14 protein-coding genes and 1 pseudogene are annotated in these 15,523 nt (G+C 71.2%); 9 read left to right on the top strand and 6 right to left on the bottom strand.

Annotated features, from left to right (window positions below; all coding sequences use genetic code 11):
* Window positions 1-29: 29 nt before the first annotated feature.
* Genes OG594_RS39030 through OG594_RS39040 form a run of 3 tightly spaced genes read right to left on the bottom strand, consistent with a single transcriptional unit; the run spans window position 30 to window position 2,550 of the window.
* Window positions 30-776: a sulfite exporter TauE/SafE family protein gene (locus OG594_RS39030; protein WP_266607129.1), complete on the bottom strand. Its 747-nt coding sequence runs from the start codon at window positions 774-776 to the stop codon at window positions 30-32.
* Window positions 773-1,132: a rhodanese-like domain-containing protein gene (locus tag OG594_RS39035; RefSeq protein ID WP_266608792.1), complete on the bottom strand. Its 360-nt coding sequence runs from the start codon at window positions 1,130-1,132 to the stop codon at window positions 773-775. Before OG594_RS39035 ends, OG594_RS39030 begins: the two co-directional genes overlap by 4 nt.
* A gap of 41 nt (window positions 1,133-1,173) precedes the next feature.
* Window positions 1,174-2,550 carry an MBL fold metallo-hydrolase gene (locus OG594_RS39040; RefSeq protein ID WP_266607130.1) on the bottom strand — a complete coding sequence of 459 codons (1,377 nt, stop codon included), beginning with the start codon at window positions 2,548-2,550 and terminating at the stop codon, window positions 1,174-1,176.
* Window positions 2,551-2,703: 153 nt separating this feature from the next.
* Here OG594_RS39040 and OG594_RS39045 point away from each other — a divergent pair, with 153 nt between their 5' ends.
* Both OG594_RS39045 and OG594_RS39050 read left to right on the top strand, forming a co-directional pair.
* Window positions 2,704-3,615, top strand: coding sequence for an ABC transporter ATP-binding protein (locus tag OG594_RS39045; RefSeq protein WP_266607131.1), 912 nt, complete (start codon window positions 2,704-2,706; stop codon window positions 3,613-3,615).
* Window positions 3,612-4,433: an ABC transporter permease subunit gene (locus OG594_RS39050; RefSeq protein WP_266607132.1), complete on the top strand. Its 822-nt coding sequence runs from the start codon at window positions 3,612-3,614 to the stop codon at window positions 4,431-4,433. Before OG594_RS39045 ends, OG594_RS39050 begins: the two co-directional genes overlap by 4 nt.
* 14 nt (window positions 4,434-4,447) lie before the next feature.
* On the opposite strand, the gene OG594_RS39055 is transcribed toward OG594_RS39050, so the two are convergent.
* The 3 genes from OG594_RS39055 to OG594_RS39065 form a co-directional block, all read right to left on the bottom strand.
* Window positions 4,448-5,101: a CBS domain-containing protein gene (locus tag OG594_RS39055; protein ID WP_266607133.1), complete on the bottom strand. Its 654-nt coding sequence runs from the start codon at window positions 5,099-5,101 to the stop codon at window positions 4,448-4,450.
* Window positions 5,102-5,110: 9 nt separating this feature from the next.
* Entirely contained in the window at window positions 5,111-5,572 is a 462-nt protein-coding gene (locus tag OG594_RS39060) for a cyclic nucleotide-binding domain-containing protein (RefSeq protein ID WP_323185426.1), read from the bottom strand.
* Between the two features lie 103 nt (window positions 5,573-5,675).
* Window positions 5,676-7,103: an MBL fold metallo-hydrolase RNA specificity domain-containing protein gene (locus OG594_RS39065; RefSeq protein ID WP_266607135.1), complete on the bottom strand. Its 1,428-nt coding sequence runs from the start codon at window positions 7,101-7,103 to the stop codon at window positions 5,676-5,678.
* 175 nt (window positions 7,104-7,278) lie between these two features.
* On the opposite strand from OG594_RS39065, the pseudogene OG594_RS39070 reads away from it, so the two are divergent.
* The 7 genes and pseudogenes from OG594_RS39070 to OG594_RS39100 form a co-directional block, all read left to right on the top strand.
* Window positions 7,279-7,635, top strand: a pseudogene (locus OG594_RS39070) (alcohol dehydrogenase catalytic domain-containing protein); the annotation flags it as partial.
* A 108-nt stretch (window positions 7,636-7,743) separates the two neighbouring features.
* Window positions 7,744-8,424 carry a pyridoxamine 5'-phosphate oxidase family protein gene (locus OG594_RS39075; RefSeq protein ID WP_266607136.1) on the top strand — a complete coding sequence of 227 codons (681 nt, stop codon included), beginning with the start codon at window positions 7,744-7,746 and terminating at the stop codon, window positions 8,422-8,424.
* Window positions 8,421-9,179, top strand: a complete 759-nt coding sequence (locus OG594_RS39080) for an HAD family phosphatase (protein WP_266607137.1) — start codon at window positions 8,421-8,423, stop codon at window positions 9,177-9,179. The genes OG594_RS39075 and OG594_RS39080 overlap by 4 nt, the downstream gene beginning before the upstream one ends.
* A complete protein-coding gene (locus OG594_RS39085; RefSeq protein ID WP_266607138.1) occupies window positions 9,176-11,578 on the top strand; it encodes a glycoside hydrolase family 65 protein in 2,403 nt (800 codons plus the stop codon). Before OG594_RS39080 ends, OG594_RS39085 begins: the two co-directional genes overlap by 4 nt.
* Window positions 11,579-11,988: 410 nt before the next feature.
* Window positions 11,989-14,436 (top strand): phosphoenolpyruvate synthase, encoded by a 2,448-nt coding sequence (gene ppsA, locus OG594_RS39090; protein WP_266607139.1) that lies wholly within the window; start codon window positions 11,989-11,991, stop codon window positions 14,434-14,436.
* 50 nt (window positions 14,437-14,486) lie between these two features.
* Window positions 14,487-14,945 carry an Hsp20/alpha crystallin family protein gene (locus OG594_RS39095; RefSeq protein ID WP_266607140.1) on the top strand — a complete coding sequence of 153 codons (459 nt, stop codon included), beginning with the start codon at window positions 14,487-14,489 and terminating at the stop codon, window positions 14,943-14,945.
* A complete protein-coding gene (locus OG594_RS39100; RefSeq protein ID WP_033223157.1) occupies window positions 14,942-15,445 on the top strand; it encodes a flavodoxin domain-containing protein in 504 nt (167 codons plus the stop codon). The genes OG594_RS39095 and OG594_RS39100 overlap by 4 nt, the downstream gene beginning before the upstream one ends.
* Window positions 15,446-15,523 lie beyond the last annotated feature (78 nt).

Consider the following 15,523-nt stretch of genomic DNA (forward strand, 5'->3'; position numbering starts at 1 on the left):
GGGGGTGTGGCCGTGGGGAGGATCCGCTGTCAGCGGACCGCATCGGTGAGCATGAAGGCCGCGACGCACAGCAGCACGACTGCGAAGATCCGTTGCAGGGTTGGGCCCTTGATCGCGGCGGCCAGGCGTTTTCCGTCCCAGGCGGCGAGGATCGCCGCCCCGGTGAAGGGCGCGACGACTGCCCAGTTCAGAGGCGCGGTGCTGCCCGTACGGACGGTGAGTGCGGCGAGCGAGTTGACCGTGATGACGAGCAGGCTGGTTCCGATGGCCACCCGCATCCTCAGACCCAGTACTCCTACGAGGGCGGGGACGGCGAGGAATCCGCCGCCGACGCCCAGGAATCCGGTGACTGCCCCCAGGCTCGCGCCGGCTCCGGCGGCCCGGGCCGGGCGGACCGGGCGGACCTCGTTCTCGGGTGCGGGGGACCTGAGCATGCGCAGTGCCGCGAGGCCCGCGACGGCTGCGAACGCTGCGGTGAGAAGCTGACCGGGCAGTCGTGCGGCGAGGGCGGCTGCCGCCATGGCGGGAGGGATGCCGGCGGCCGCGAAGAGGGCGCCGGTTCTCCAGCGGACGTTGCCGGAGGTGGCGTGGGTGTAGAGGGCGGTGGCGGACGTGGCGGTGACGATGATCAGCGACGCGGTGGTGGCGGCTGCAGGGGTGAAGCCGAGCAGGTAGATCAGTGCGGGGACTGCGAGCACGCTGCCGCCGCCCCCCAGGGCGCCGAGTGCCAGGCCGACGACGGCTCCTGCGACCAGGGCGAGGACGAGCGTGCTCACGCTATCGAGCCGCTGCTTCCGCGGCCGTCGACGACCGGGAGCCCCGCCGCGGCCCAGGCGTTCATGCCGCCCTTGACGTCGACGGCCTCGGCTCCGCGTTCGGTCAGGATTCTCGCGGCCCGCTGGGACCGGTGCCCGGAGCGGCAGATCACCACCAGCGGCCGTCCCTGGGCAGCCGGAGGCAGGCCGGCGCCGGCCAGCAGGGCGGAGAGCGGGGCGTGCACGGCGCCGGGTGCGTGCCCGGCTGTCCATTCCGCCCGCTCGCGCACGTCGAGCAGGACGGCACCCTCGTCTCGGGCGCGCTGATGGGCATCGGCTGGAGTCACGCGGGCGGGGCCGCGGCGGAGGGAGAACATCATCGGATCCTTCTCTTGTGGGGAACGGGGAGGGCGAGCCGTCAACTGTCGGAACGGGGCCCGGTGACCATCGGTAGGCCCGCGCTTCGGGCGGCGTCGAAGGAATCGTCGACGGCCACGACGTCGCGTCCGGCGGCGTCGAGCAGGGAGGCGGCGATCCCCGCGCGCATTCCGCCCGCGCAGTGGACCCACACCACTCCGGCCGGCAACTCGTGCTGGCGTCGGTGGAGCTGGTGGATCGGGATGTGCACCGAGTCCTTGATCCAGCCGTCCGCGCGTTCGGAGTCCCGCCGTACGTCCAGCACGATCCGGTGCTCGTAGGGGTCCAGGGCGGCGAGGTCGGCGAAGGTGGCCCGTTGGAAGTACCGCAGTTCTTCGTTCGCGGAGATCCACTCGGCAGGCTCTCCGGTGGCGGCGGCGGCCGGGCGGTCGATCCCGACCCGGGCCAGTTCCCGCTGCGCCTTCGCCAGCTGCTCGGGGGATTCCGCGAGGAGCGTGACGGGCTTGCCCCAGGGGATCAACCACGCGAGGTAGGTCGCGACCTTCCCGTCGGCCTCGAAGTTGAACGATCCGGCTACGTGTCCCCGGGCGAATGCGATGCGGTTGCGCAGGTCGACCACCCACTCCCCGGCGGCCAGGCGGGCGGCGATGTCGGCGGCATTCGCCACGGGAGGTGCGGTGAGGTCCACCGGAGCCGGACCCGCGGCGTTGGCCGGGCCCATGTGGGCGTAGTAGGCAGGCACGTCGTCGAGTCCGGCCAGCAGGGCGGAGACGAAGGAGTCGACTTCCTGGACCAGGGCGTCGTTGCCGGCCTTTTCCTTGCCGATGGTGGTGGCGTCCCCGTCGGCCTGGGCCGAGGAGCAGAAGCTTCCGAACCCGTGGGTGGGCAGCACCTGGGTTTCGTCAGGCAGTTCAGCGGCCAGCCGGCGTGCGGAGGCGTGCTGGGCGCGGGCCAGCTCCTCGGTCAGTCGCGGCTCGACCAGGTCGGGCCGTCCGACCGTCCCGATCAGGAGGGAGCCTCCGGTGAACACGGCGACGGCCGAACCCCACTCCTCCAGAACGTAGGAGGTGTGGTGCGGGGTGTGGCCGGGGGTGGCCAGGGCCCGCAGCGTGATGCCGTCGTCCACGGCGAAGGTGTCTCCGTCATGGACGGGGGTGCGGTCGAAGGACACCCGGGCCGCGGCGGGCATCAGGTAGGCCGCGCCGGTGAGGCGGGCCAGGTCCAGGCCGCCGGTGACGTAGTCGTTGTGGACGTGGGTCTCCACGACGTGGGAGATCCGCACCCCTCGCCGTGCCGCCATGGCGAGCACCTGGTCGACGTCGCGCGGTGGATCCACTGCCACGGCCGTGTGGGCGCCACCCGCCAGGTAGCTGCGGTTGCCGAGCCCTTCCAGTTCAAGGGTGTCGATGAAGAACACGCTGTCGCTCCTTCTCGTGAGAATTACCCCCGGGGGTATATCTCGAGCGTAGCACTAGTACCCCCGGGGGTATTTTCTGTGGCGCTGCGGGGCCCGTTCTCGGCTCACTGCGCGTCGGTCCGGGCCAGGGCACAGACTGGTGGGGTGGGCGCCATGGACGCGATCGAGCTCAGAGGACTGACCAAGCGGTACGGGGCAGTGGTCGGGGTGGAGGAACTCACACTCGGCATCGGTCCGGGCGAGGTGTTCGGCTTCCTCGGGCCGAACGGGGCGGGCAAGACCACCACCCTCAGGTGCCTGACCGGCTTGCTGCGCCCGACGGCCGGGCATGTGCGGGTGCTGGGGATGGACCCGCTCGCCGATCACCGCCGGGTGGCTCGGGAACTCGGCTATCTCCCGGGTGAGCTGCGGCTGTACCCGGAGCTCACCGGGGCGCAGACCCTCGACCTGCTGTGTTCCCTCCAGGGCCGGCCCTGCACACGGCGGGCCGAACTGTGCGAGCGGCTGGGACTGACGCCAGCGGTCCTGCGCCGCACGGTGGGCGGGTACTCGCGCGGCATGAAGCAGAAGCTGGGCCTGGTGCAGGCGCTGCAGCACGATCCCCGGCTGGTGGTGCTGGACGAGCCGACCGAGGGGCTGGACCCTCTGGTGCAGGAGACGTTCTTCGAGCTGATGGAGCAGGCCGCGGCCGACGGCCGCACTGTGCTGTTGTCCAGCCATGTGCTCCCGGAGGTGCAGCGGGCCTGCGGACGCGTGGCGATCGTCCGGGACGGGCGCCTGGTGACGGTGGAGAGCGTGGCCGCCCTGCGGGAGGCGCGTGCGCGGCGGATCCGCCTGACCTTCGGCGACAGGAAGGGGGCACGCCCTCTGGGGCGCGCGGAGCAGTGGGTGCCCCGCTGGGAAGGCGACCGGGTGGAGCTGCTCGTACCCCCGAGCGAGGTGGTGGGGGCACTGCGCGAGCTGCTGGCCCTGGGGGTGGCCGACGTCATCGTGGAGGAGGCGGGTCTGGACGAGGCGTTCCTGGACCTGTACCGCAACGGCAAGGCGGACGGGGCGGCGCCGTGAAGACGCGGTGGCCCCTGCTGTGGCTGGCACTGCACCGACGCCGGCGGATGCTGATGGCCCTGGTGGTGGGGATGGTCGTCTTCGAGGCGCTGATCGTGGTGGTGGCGAACACGATCGCGCCGGGGCAGCTGTTCTCGGCGGGCGGGAAGGGACCCCCGTCGGCGTACCGGGCGTTCAGCGGGTCGGGCGGGGACGTCTCGATCGCGAGCTATCCGGGGCTGCTCGGGGCCGGACTGGTGCATCCGTTCTGGATCGCCATGCAGCTGACCGCGATCGGCGCCCTGGCCGCGGCGGCAGTGGCGGCCGACGTGGAATCCGGGACGATCGAGCTGATCATGGTGCGCCCCGTGAGCCGCAACCGGCTGCTCGCCGAGCGGACGGCCGCCGTGGTGATCGCCGCCCTCGCTCTGAACGCCGCGGCGACGCTGACGGTGGCGGCAGGTGTCTGGCTGTCGCCGGACATCCACCGGGACGTGCCGCTCATCGGTGTCTTCGCCGCCGGGCTGATGGGGTGCGGCTTCGCGCTGTGCCTGGCCGGACCGGCCCTGGCCGTGTCCGCATGGGGGAGCCGGCGCGCCCAGGTGATCGGTGCGACGATCGCGATCGGGGCGGTCGGCTTCGCGCTGAACTTCATCGCGCTGGCCTGGTCCAAGGCGGCACCCCTGCGGTTCATCAGTCCCTTCCACTACTACACACCGGGTGACGCACTGGCGCAGGGCCACGTGCTGTGGCCGCAGTTGGGCGTTCTGGTCGGGGTCGGAGCAGTGGGGCTCATCCTGGGCCACGCGTTGCTGATGAGGCGGGACCTGGCCCCGTAGCGCAGGGACAGCGGTCAGGGGGATGCGGGGCCTTCGAGGCGGGAGTGCACACCGACCACGCCTTCGACAGCCCGGGCGAGGCGAGTGGCCACGGGGATGAGGTGGGGGTCGCGGGTCCTTCCCCTCAGGGTGACGACGCCGTGCGTCACCTCAACCGTGATGTCACGGCGAGAGAGCGGGAACAGGCGCTCGACGACCTCGCGGCGGACTTCGGTGGCCAGGTCGTCGTCGGTGCGGAGGAAGACCTTCAGGAGGTCGGCGCGGCTGACGACGCCGAGGAGAGTGCCGTCGGCATCCACGACCGGGAGACGCTTGATGTGGCGGTCGGCCATCAGCCGGGCGGCCTGGGGGAGCGTGGCGTCGGGGCGGATGGTGACGGCCGGGCTCGTCATCAGCTCCTCGGCGCGGACCGATCCGGCCTTCGCGGTGTCGCCGAGGCGGCGCATCTGCTCGATCAGGCTCGGTCCGTGTTCGTGGAACTCCTCCTTGGTGAGGAGGTCGGCCTCGGAGACGACGCCGACGACATGACCTTCGCCCTCGATGACCGGGACTGCGGTGACCTTCCAGCGCTCCATCGCGGTGGCGATCTCCTTGAATTCGGCGGCGGGCGTGACGGTGACGACGGTCTTCGTCATGACGTCGTTGACGGTGTACGGGGTGGAGGTCATGGCTGGTCCTCAGCGGGCGTAGGCGAGGGGCATGTCGCTGTGGTGGGGTGCGAACAGGTCGAGGATCCGGGCGCGGTCCGAGTCGAGCCGACGGGCGATGATCGCGGCAACAGCGGTGGATATGCAACGGCCCACGGGCGGGTTCTCTTCGCAGAGCTTCCGTACGGCCACCGCGTCGAATTCGAGTGCGCGGACAGGGTGGGTGGTGACGGCGCCCAGGTGCCAGGCGTAGGGCGGGACCATCCACGACCAGCCGAGGAGCTCTCCCGAACCGAGGGTGTCGATGACGGCGGCCTTGTGCCCGGGGACGTGCAGGTCGAGGTCGACGGTGCCGTTCTCGATGATCCAGAAGCGGTCGGCCCGTTGTCGTTCCTTGAAGATGCGGGTTCCGGCGGGGATGTCTACGCGGTGGGCGTAAGCGAGCAGGGCCTCACGCGCTTCGGGTTCCATCTCGTCCAGGAGAGTGTTCATGCTGGTCATGGTGTGCCTCCAGCCCTTCCCCTTCAGGCTCGCGCCGGTCCTCGGGGTGCGGGAGGGCCTCGCGGTGCATACCGCAGGGCCCATACGGCCCGGGTCAGCGGACCAGGACGGCCTCCCCGGGCTTGGGTACGACGGCCGTCCAGCCCAGCTCGCGGTCGATGCGGTCCCGGAGGGTCCCGGCCGCGGCCTCCTCGCCGTGGACCAGGAAGGTGGTGTGCGGGGCGGGGGCGGCGCGCAGCCAGTCGATGATCTGGTCGGCGTCGGCGTGGGCGGAGAAGTGGGGTACGTCGGCGACCTCGGCACGTACGGGGATGTACTCGCCGAACATCTTCAGGGTGCGGGCGCCGTCGACGAGGTCACGCGCCCGCGTTCCGGCGGCGGCGAAGCCGACGATGACGACGGCGTTGCGGGGGTCGGGCAAGAGCCGGTGGAGGTGGTGCAGGACCCGACCACCGGTGGCCATGCCGGCGGAGGAGACGATGACCGCGGGGCCCGTGGCGCTGTTGATGTCGATCGATTCCTGGACGGTACGGGCGGCCAGGAAAGGCTCCGGGCTGAACGCCGCCTCGCCCTGGGCCAGGATCTCGGGCCTCAGCTCGGGAGAGTGGGAGCGCAGGGCGTCCCGGTAGACGTCCAGGGCGGCCAAGGCCATGGGACTGTCGACGTACACGGGTACGCTCCGGGGCAAGGTGCCGTCGTGGCGCAGCCCGGCCAGCTCGTGCAGGACGACCTCGGTCCGGTCGATCGCGAACGACGGGATGACCACGGTTCCGCCCCGCGACAGCGTTCTGGTGACCACGGCAGCGAACTCGCGCCGCGCCGTCTCGTGGTCGTGGCGGCGGTCGCCGTAGGCGGACTCCATCAGTAGCACGTCGGCGCCGGAGAACGGCTCCGGGGGCAGCAGCAGGGGGTGCCCGGGGCGGCCCAGGTCGCCGCTGACGGCCAGGGTGTGGCCGTCCTCCAGGGTGAGGTGGGCCCAGGCGGAGCCGAGGATGTGCCCGCCGTGGTGCAGCCTCAGCTTCGTTCCGGCCATGATCTCGATTTCGCTGCCGATCTCGACCGGGTCGAAGAACGTCAGCGTGTTCTCGACGTCCGTGTCGTCGTAGAGCGGCTTGGCGGGGCGGTGCTTGGACCAGCCGTGGCTGTTGGCGTGCTCGGCTGCCTCCATCTGGAGGCGGGCGCTGTCACGGAGCACGATTTCGGCGAGCCGGGCGGTCGGCGCGGTGCTCAGGATCGGGCCCCGGAAGCCGTGCCGGACCAGGCGCGGCAGATAGCCGCAGTGGTCCAGGTGAGCGTGGGTGATGACCACGGCGTGGAGGTCGGAGGCATCGAAGCCGGGCTTCTCCCAGTTGCGACGGCGCAGGTCCGCGAAACCCTGGAAGAGCCCGCAGTCGACCAGGATGCGGGCGTGGTCGCTCTCGACGAGGAACTTGCTGCCGGTGACCGTGCGTACCGCACCGAGCAGACGCAGGAGTGCGGGTCTGGGCGCGGCGGTGGCGGGGCGCGGGGCTGTCTCGGACACGACCGGCCCTCCCTTCGGTAAGGGGATCCGGTTCTCACCATCGCACCGGGTGCGGGGGCCGGCAGGGGGCCGACAGGCCCCGGCAGGGGACCGACCGGCCCATGCGCGGCCGGTCGAGTCCGGTCCAGCCTGGCGGTGACACCTCAAGCGGTGGGAAATGGAAGAAAGGGACGTCATGGAGGCACTGGTCTTCCACGGCGCCGGACAGACCGCATGGCAGGGCCTACCGGACCCGGGCATCAAGGACGCCGCCGACGCGATCGTTCGTGTCGACGACGTCACCATCTGCGGTATCGACCTGCACGTCGTCAAGGGCGACGTGCCCGAGGGGACCCCGGGCAGGATCCTCGGCCATGAGGCGGTCGGCACCGCCGTCGAGACCGGCGGCGACGTCCCTACGGTGCGGCCCGGGGACCGGGTGCTCGTCTCCGGCATCTCGGCCTGCGGCCGCTGCCGCTTCTGCCGCGAGAGCCACTACGGCCAGTGCTGCGGGAGCAGCGGGCGGGTGCTGGGCCACAGGATCGCCGGCACAGCCCGTGCGGGCGACACCGGTGCCCTCAAGGTCGCGCTCGGTGGGGCCCGGCACGACGCCGTCACCGTCCCGGCCACCCGGCCGTGACACCGAGAGGACGTGAAGACGATGAGCAGAACCCAGCACAGGCCGGGCGCCGCGGAGGCGCCGGCCGGACGCACGGACCTCGGACGGCGGATCGCCATGCGCCGTGAGGAACTCGGCCTCACCCGGGACCAACTGGGTGAGCGCTGCGGGGCTGACGGCGCGTACATCACCTACCTGGAGGAACACGCGGCAGCGCCGGCGACCGGCTCCCTCCTGCGTCTCGCCGACGCGCTGGGGACGACCACGGCGGAACTCTCCGGCGCGACGACGGAATACCCACCCGGCAGAGGAACGGCCGTCCGGGACGCCGAGCTGGTCGAGTTGTCCGAGGGCGAGTGCCGGCGGCTGCTTTCCACGCACGGCGTCGGCAGGATCGCCGTCTTCACCCCGGACGGTCCGGCGATCTTCCCGGTCAATTACGTGGTGGCGGGCCGCGACATCGCCTTCAGGACCTCGGGTGACGCGGTGCTCGCGCGGGCCGCCGGGACGGAAGTGGCCTTCGAGGTCGACCGCATCGACGACGTCACGCGCCTGGGATGGAGCGTCATGGCCGTGGGCGAGGCAGAAGGCGTCACCGATGCGGAGGAGCTCGGTCGGCTCGAGGCCGTCTCGTACTCGCTGCCTTGGGCCGGCGGTCCGCGGACCCACTGGATGAAGGTCACTCCGATCCGGATCACCGGGCGCCGGGTGATCCGGCAGTGAGCCCGCTTCGCGCCGTCGTCCTGGACACCGACGGGGTCCTCCTCGACTCCGCCGCGCTGCACGCCGCTGCGTGGAAGTCCGCTTTCGACGGCTGCCTCGACGCCTGGGCGGCCGACACGGGCCACGCAGCCCAGCCGCCCTTCGACACCGAGCGGGAGTACCGGGAACTGGTGGACGGGAAACCCCGTCTCGACGGCGCTCTCGCCTTCCTGACCGCGCGCGGCATCGAGCTGCCGCCTGGCGACGCCGCGGATCCGCCGGGGTGCGGCACGGCGTGGGCGGTCGCCGCCCGGAAGGAGCGCGCGTTCACGGAGGCGCTCCAGGCCGGAGCCGTCGAGGCGTTCTCGGAAGTCCGGCCCGCACTCGAAGCGCTGCGCGACCGGGGGATGAGGTGCGCCGCTGTATCCGCATCCAGGCATGCCCGCCCTTTGCTGGAGTCCGCCGCGATCACCCCCCTCGTCGACGTGCTCGTGGACGGCACGGACGCCGACCGGCTGGCCCTTGCGGGCAAGCCGGACCCCGCCCTGTTCCTGGAAGCGGTACGCCGGCTGCACGTGGACCCGGCCGACGCGGCGATGGTCGAAGACGCTCTGGCCGGGGTGGAGGCAGGCCGACGCGGGCACTTCGGCCTGGTGATCGGCCTCGACCGGTCCGGCGGCACGTCTGCCGCGGAGAGCATGCGGGCTCACGGCGCGGATGTCGTGCTCCCAGACCTCACCGCCGTCGTCGACACCGTTGCCGGAGCGCGGCTGTGAACACCGCGTGGACCCGGACTTTCGACCGCTACGACCCGAAGACGGAGCGGGTCGTCGAGGCCTTGTGCACGCTGGGGAACGGCCGGTTCGCCACGCGCGGAGCCGCCCCCGAATCACCCGCCGACGCCGTGCACTATCCCGGCACCTACGCGGCGGGCTGCTACAACTGGCTCCCCTCGCAGGTGGCCGGCAAACAGGTCGGCAACGAGGACATGGTCAACCTCCCCGACTGGACCCGGGTGCGCTACCGCTGCCTGCCGGAGGACGGGCCGGCGGGGGAGTGGCTCACTCCCGACGACCCGAGCCTGCGCCATCACCGCGCCGTACTGGATCTGCACGCGGGGACCCTCACCCGCCGCATGCTGTTCCAGGACGGCCACGGCCGTCGGCTGGGCGTCACCCACATCCGACTCGTTCACATGGCGGACCCCTACCTCGCCGCTCAGCAGAGCACCTTCCGCGCGTCCGGATGGCGCGGAACCATCGAGATCCAGTCCGTACTCGACGGTGACGTCACCAATGCCGGCGTAGCACGGTACCGGGCCCTCGATGGGCGCCACCTCACCGGCCACTGCGCCGGCGTCGGCGCGGACGGCATCGCCTGGCTCTCCTGCGAGACCACATCGCTCCGCACCCGGATCGGCATCGCGGTACGCACATCCTCCCGCCCCCTGGCCGCCATGAACCCGAGCTGCACGGAGGCGGCGACCGCGCAGACCTTCCGGTTGCCGATCTCCCGCGGACATCCCGTCGTCGTCCTCAAGTCGGCCGCCCTGTACAGCTCGCTGGACCGGCCGGTGGGCGATCCGCTCACGTCCGCGGTCGAACACGTCACGTACGCACCGGACTTCGCGACCGCGCTCGCCGGCCACAAGGCCGCCTGGGAAGACCTGTGGAGCCGGGGCGAGGTGAAGGTGCCCGGCGAGGCCGGCAGGATCCTGCGCCTCCACGCCTTCCACGTCCTGCAGACCCTTTCCCCGCACACGGCGGAGCTCGACGCCGGCGTACCCGCCAGAGGCCTGCACGGAGAGGCGTACCGGGGCCACGTCTTCTGGGACGAGCTGTTCGTCACCCCCTACCTCACCCTGCACCTCCCCGAGGTGGCACGCGCCGTGCTCATGTACCGCCACCGGCGCCTGCCCGCGGCCCGTGCCGCAGCGCGGCGGGCCGGGGAGCAGGGCGCGATGTTCCCCTGGCAGAGCGCCAGTTCGGGGCACGAGGAAACGCAGACATTGCACCTCAATCCGCGCTCCGGCCGCTGGCTGGCGGACCACTCCCGCCTCCAGCGCCATGTGGGCTCCGCGATCGCCTGGAACGTCTGGCGCTATGCGCAGACCACCGGTGACACAGGCTTCCTGTACGGCCCCGGCGCCGAACTGCTCATGAGCATCGCCCGCTACTGGGGAGCGGTCGCCGACTACGACACCGACCGGGAGCGCTACCGGATCCGCGGGGTCGTGGGCCCGGACGAATACCACGACGCCTACCCCGGGGCCGCAACTCCGGGGATCGACGACAACGCCTACACGAACGTGACCGCCGCATGGGTACTGGCCCGCGGACTCGAGCTGGCCGCAGAGCTGCCGCGGACGCGCATGCGTCAACTTGAGCAGCAGCTGGGCCTCGACGCAGAGGTGCTGAACCGCTGGGAGGACGTCTCACGCCGTCTCTACGTCCCCTTGCACGGCAAGGTCATCAGCCAGTTCGAGGGCTACGGCGAGCTGGCCGAGCTGGACTGGGACGGCTATCGCGCTCGGTACACGGACATCCGCCGCCTCGACAGGATCCTGGAGTCCGAGGACGACACGGTGAACCGCTACCAGGCGTCGAAGCAGGCCGACACCCTCATGCTCGGCTACCTCTTCCGCCCCGACGAGCTGCACGACATCTTCGCCCGGCTCGGTTACCGACTCGACGATGCCCTCTGGCGGGCGACCGTCGCGTACTACTTGCGGCGCACGAGCCATGGTTCGACGCTCAGCAGTCTCGTCCACGGCTGGGTCCTGGCCCGCCACAAGGGCCCCGACGCCTGGCGGTACTGTGAGGAAGCCCTGCTCGGAGACGTGATGGACATCCAGGGCGGCACCACCGGCGAAGGCATCCACCTCGGAGCCATGGCCGGCACCCTCGACCTCATCGAACGCGGCATCGTGGGGCTCGAGGCCGGCCCGGACGGACTGCGCATCGACCCCGTCCCGCTCCGGGAGGTGCCCCGCTGCTCCTTCACCGTCGACTGCCTGGGGCACCGCGGCATCCATATCCGGTTCGTCCCAGGAAAACTGGGCATCGAGGTCCCCTCATCCCGAACGGCACATCCCCTTCCCCTGTGCCTGTCCGGTGGCGTGACCGCGGACCTGCCCGCGGGGCGGCAGAGGTGGTTCCGCATGGAAGCCGGCTGACCAGTGGACACCGTTCAGGAGTGCGCACACTCCCCCGCAGGCACGGCACCGTCATCGTCGCCGCGTAGACATCCGCGATGGTCGTCTCGGACCTGCCCGCCGCCCGCACGGCCTGCGCCTGTCGGGCATGAGCCCTGCGGTTCCCTGCCCGGCCCGCCATGGGCAGGTCGGCCCCTCCGAGGTACGGACCGGTCGGCCCCTCGCTCCTGTCCCACTCGGCACTGCGGCGCAGCCACCTCCAGGCGTGACCGTGGAAGCCGGATGCCGATCCAGGCTCCGTTTCCGGAAGAGGTGGCCACGATGCAGCGCATCCGTATCCAGCCCCACCTGAAGCAGCCCCACAAGCCCGCGCCGCTGGACCTCCGCACGCCGTCCGGCCGCCCGCTCCCGTACTGAGTCCGGAGGTCGTCATGGCAAGCACACGGCACGTCATTCCGTTCGCGGAACTCGGCCGACAGGACGTCGGGAGTGTCGGGGGCAAGAACGCCTCCCTGGGGGAGATGACCGCCCACCTGGCCGGTGCCGGTGTGCGCGTCCCTCCGGGGTTCGCAACGACGGCCGACGCGTACGGAGAGCTGCTCGACGGACACGGACTGCGCGGGCGGATCGAGGAACAGATCGTGCGCCTGCGCGAAGGCGCCGCGCTCGACGAGGTCGGGGCCGCGATCCGGTCGATGACCCTCGCCGAGCCGCTGCCCCCAGGGCTGCGGGCCGAGATCGTCTCCGCGTACGAGCAGCTGGGGCGCGACGAAGGACGCGCGGAGCCGGAGGTCGCCGTGCGCAGCAGTGCCACCGCCGAGGACCTGCCGGAGGCGAGCTTCGCCGGCCAGCAGGAGACGTACCTGAACGTGCGCGGGACCGCCCGGCTGCTGGAGTCGGTGCACCGCTGCTACGCGTCCCTCTACACCGACCGCGCCATCGACTACCGGGAGCGGATGGGCTTCGACCACCTCCAGGTCGCCCTGTCCGTCGGCGTCCAGACCATGGTCCGCTCGGACCTGGCCGGCGCCGGCGTGATCTTCACCCTTGACCCCGAGAGCGGATTCCCCGAGGTCATCGTCATCAGCGCGGCGTTCGGGCTCGGTGAGACAGTCGTCAGCGGGCAGGTCGACCCCGACGAGTACACCGTCTTCAAGCCCAGCCTGGAGGACCCGGAGCTGGATCCGCTGATCGACGTACGCGTCGGAGCGAAGCGGCGGAAGGCGGTCTACGCGGAGCACGGACTGACCCGGACCGTCGACACCACCCCCGAGGAGCGCTCGCAACGGGTCCTGACCGACACCGAGGTCCGGCTCCTCGCCGACTGGGCACTGACCGTCGAAGGGCACTACGGCTGCCCCATGGACCTGGAATGGGCCAAGGACGGCCTCACCGGAGACCTGTGGATCGTCCAGGCCCGACCCGAGACCGTACAGTCCCGCCGCGCCGCCTCCACCCTGCGCCGCTGCCGCCTGACGGCCACGCCCGGTACGCCTCTCGTGGACGGCACCGCCGTGGGCGAAGCCATCGGCAGCGGACCGGTCGTCGTTCTGGACACTCCCGTCGACCTCGACCGCTTCCCGTCCGGCGGGGTGCTCGTCACCGGCATCACCGACCCGGACTGGGAACCGATCATGAAGCGTGCCTCCGCCATCGTCACCGACCACGGCGGCCGCACCTCGCACGCAGCGATCGTCAGCCGCGAACTCGGCGTCCCCGCCGTCGTCGGCACCGGCCGGGCGACTCAGGCCCTGCCCGACGGACAGAAGGTGACCGTCTCCTGCGCCGAAGGCGGACGCGGCAAGGTCTACGACGGGCTGCTCGCCTACGAGGAGACGGAGACCGACCTCGCCGGCATTCCCGCCACCCGGACGCGCGTCATGCTCAACCTCGCCGACCCCTCCGCCGCCTTCCGATGGTGGCGCCTGCCGGCCGACGGTGTCGGCCTGGCCCGGCTGGAGTTCATCGTGGCGCACCAGGTCAAGGTCCACCCCATGGCCCTCCTGCACCCCGAACGCCTGGACCACGCCGACCGCTGCGCCGTCGATCAACTCACCGAGGGCTACCTCGACCGCACCCGCTACTTCACGGACCGCCTGGCGTACGGCATCGCCCGGATCGCCGCCTCCCGCTGGCCCGCCCCCGTCGTCGTACGGACCAGCGACTTCAAGACCAACGAGTACGCACGACTCCTCGGCGGCCGTCCGTTCGAGCCGGTCGAAGCCAACCCGATGATCGGCTGGCGGGGTGCGAGCCGCTACTACAGCGACGGATACCGGGAAGGATTCGCCCTCGAATGCCGGGCGCTGCGCCGGGTCCGCGACGAGATGGGCCTGACGAACGTGATCGTCATGATCCCCTTCTGCCGCACCCTCGACGAGGCCGACCGGGTCCTGGAGGTCATGGGCGAGGAAGGCCTCAGACGAGGGGAGAACGGGCTGAAGGTGTACGTCATGGCGGAGATCCCCGCCAACGTCATCCTGGCCGAGGACTTCGCCGAACGCTTCGACGGCTTCTCCATCGGCAGCAACGACCTCACCCAGCTCACCCTGGGCGTCGACCGCGACTCCGAAGCCCTCGCCCGCGTCTTCGACGAGACCGACCCGGCCGTCACCCGCAGCATCGAGACCCTCGTCCCGCGCGCCCAGTCCGTCGGCCGTCCGGTCGGCCTGTGCGGCCAGCGGCCCAGTGACGACCCCGCCTTCACCGAGTTCCTGGTCAAGACCGGCATCGACTCGATCTCCGTCGCCCCGGACAGCTTCGCCTCGGTCAAGCAGCACGTGGCCGCCGCCGAACTGGCCCGGTACGGGGAGGGCCGAACGGCCCCATCCGGGACCCGATGGCCCCAAGCGGAGCAGCCGTCCCCCTCGCGACAGTGAAAGAAAGCAGCACAGGAAGGCGCTGACCAGGCGCCGGAACGGAGCACACCATGCCAGGAACGCACCCGGAGCGCAGGCGCAGCCCGTTCCCCGACTTCAGGGACTGGTTCGGCACCGATTTCCCCCGGTTCCCGCAGTGGCGGCCGTCGTTCGACACCCATCCGATCGCGATCGAGGTGACCAACAAGGACGGGCAGTACACGCTGCGTGCCGAACTCCCCGGGATGGACCCCGACAAGGACATCCAGATCACGGTCGAGGGGGACACCCTCACCGTCAGTGCCGAGCACACCGAGAGCAAGGAGGAGAAGGATCACTCGGAGTTCCGCTACGGCTCCTTCCAGAGGACCGTGCGCCTGCCCGGGCCGATCCCCTCCGACGAAGTCGAGGCAGCGTACGAGGACGGCGTACTCACCGTGCGCGTGCCGATGCCGGCCGCGCCCGAGGAGTCCAGGCGCAGCATCCCCGTCAAGCGCACCACAGCAGAGGGCAAGGGAGAGTCGTCATGACGTCCAAGCGCGTCCTGGTCGCCTACGGCACCAAGCACGGTGCGACCGCCGGAATCGCTTCCGAGATCGGCAGGACCCTGCGTGAGGACGGCCTCGACGCCGTCGTGGTCCCCGCCGACGACGTGGACGACGTACGCGGCTATGACGCCGTGGTGCTCGGAGGCGCCCTGTACGCCGGGCACTGGAGCGGCAAGGCCAAGCGCTGCGCCGAACGCAACGAGGACCTCCTCAAGCATCGTCCGGTCTACCTGTTCAGCAGCGGCCCCGTCGACAGTTCCGCCGAGCAGCACGACATTGCGCCGGTCCCGGCGGTGGCCCGGGAGATGGAGCGCCTCGGCGCACGCGAGCACGTCACTTTCGGCGGCAGCATTACCTCCAATACGCCCGGGTTTATCGCCCGGGCCATGGTCCGTGCGGGCAAGGGCGGGGACTTCCGCAATCCCGAGCGGATCCGGACATGGGCCCACCACATCAGCGCCGAACTCGCCGCTCCCCGCTGAGCGGCCGGGCAGGATCAGAGCGCGCGGAGGTGCACGATGTCCGAGACCGGCACGCCCGGAGACGGGCCCACGCGATCG

Origin of the sequence: Streptomyces sp. NBC_01214 (assembly GCF_026340975.1) — a bacterium.
In the GTDB taxonomy this organism is placed as follows: domain Bacteria; phylum Actinomycetota; class Actinomycetes; order Streptomycetales; family Streptomycetaceae; genus Streptomyces.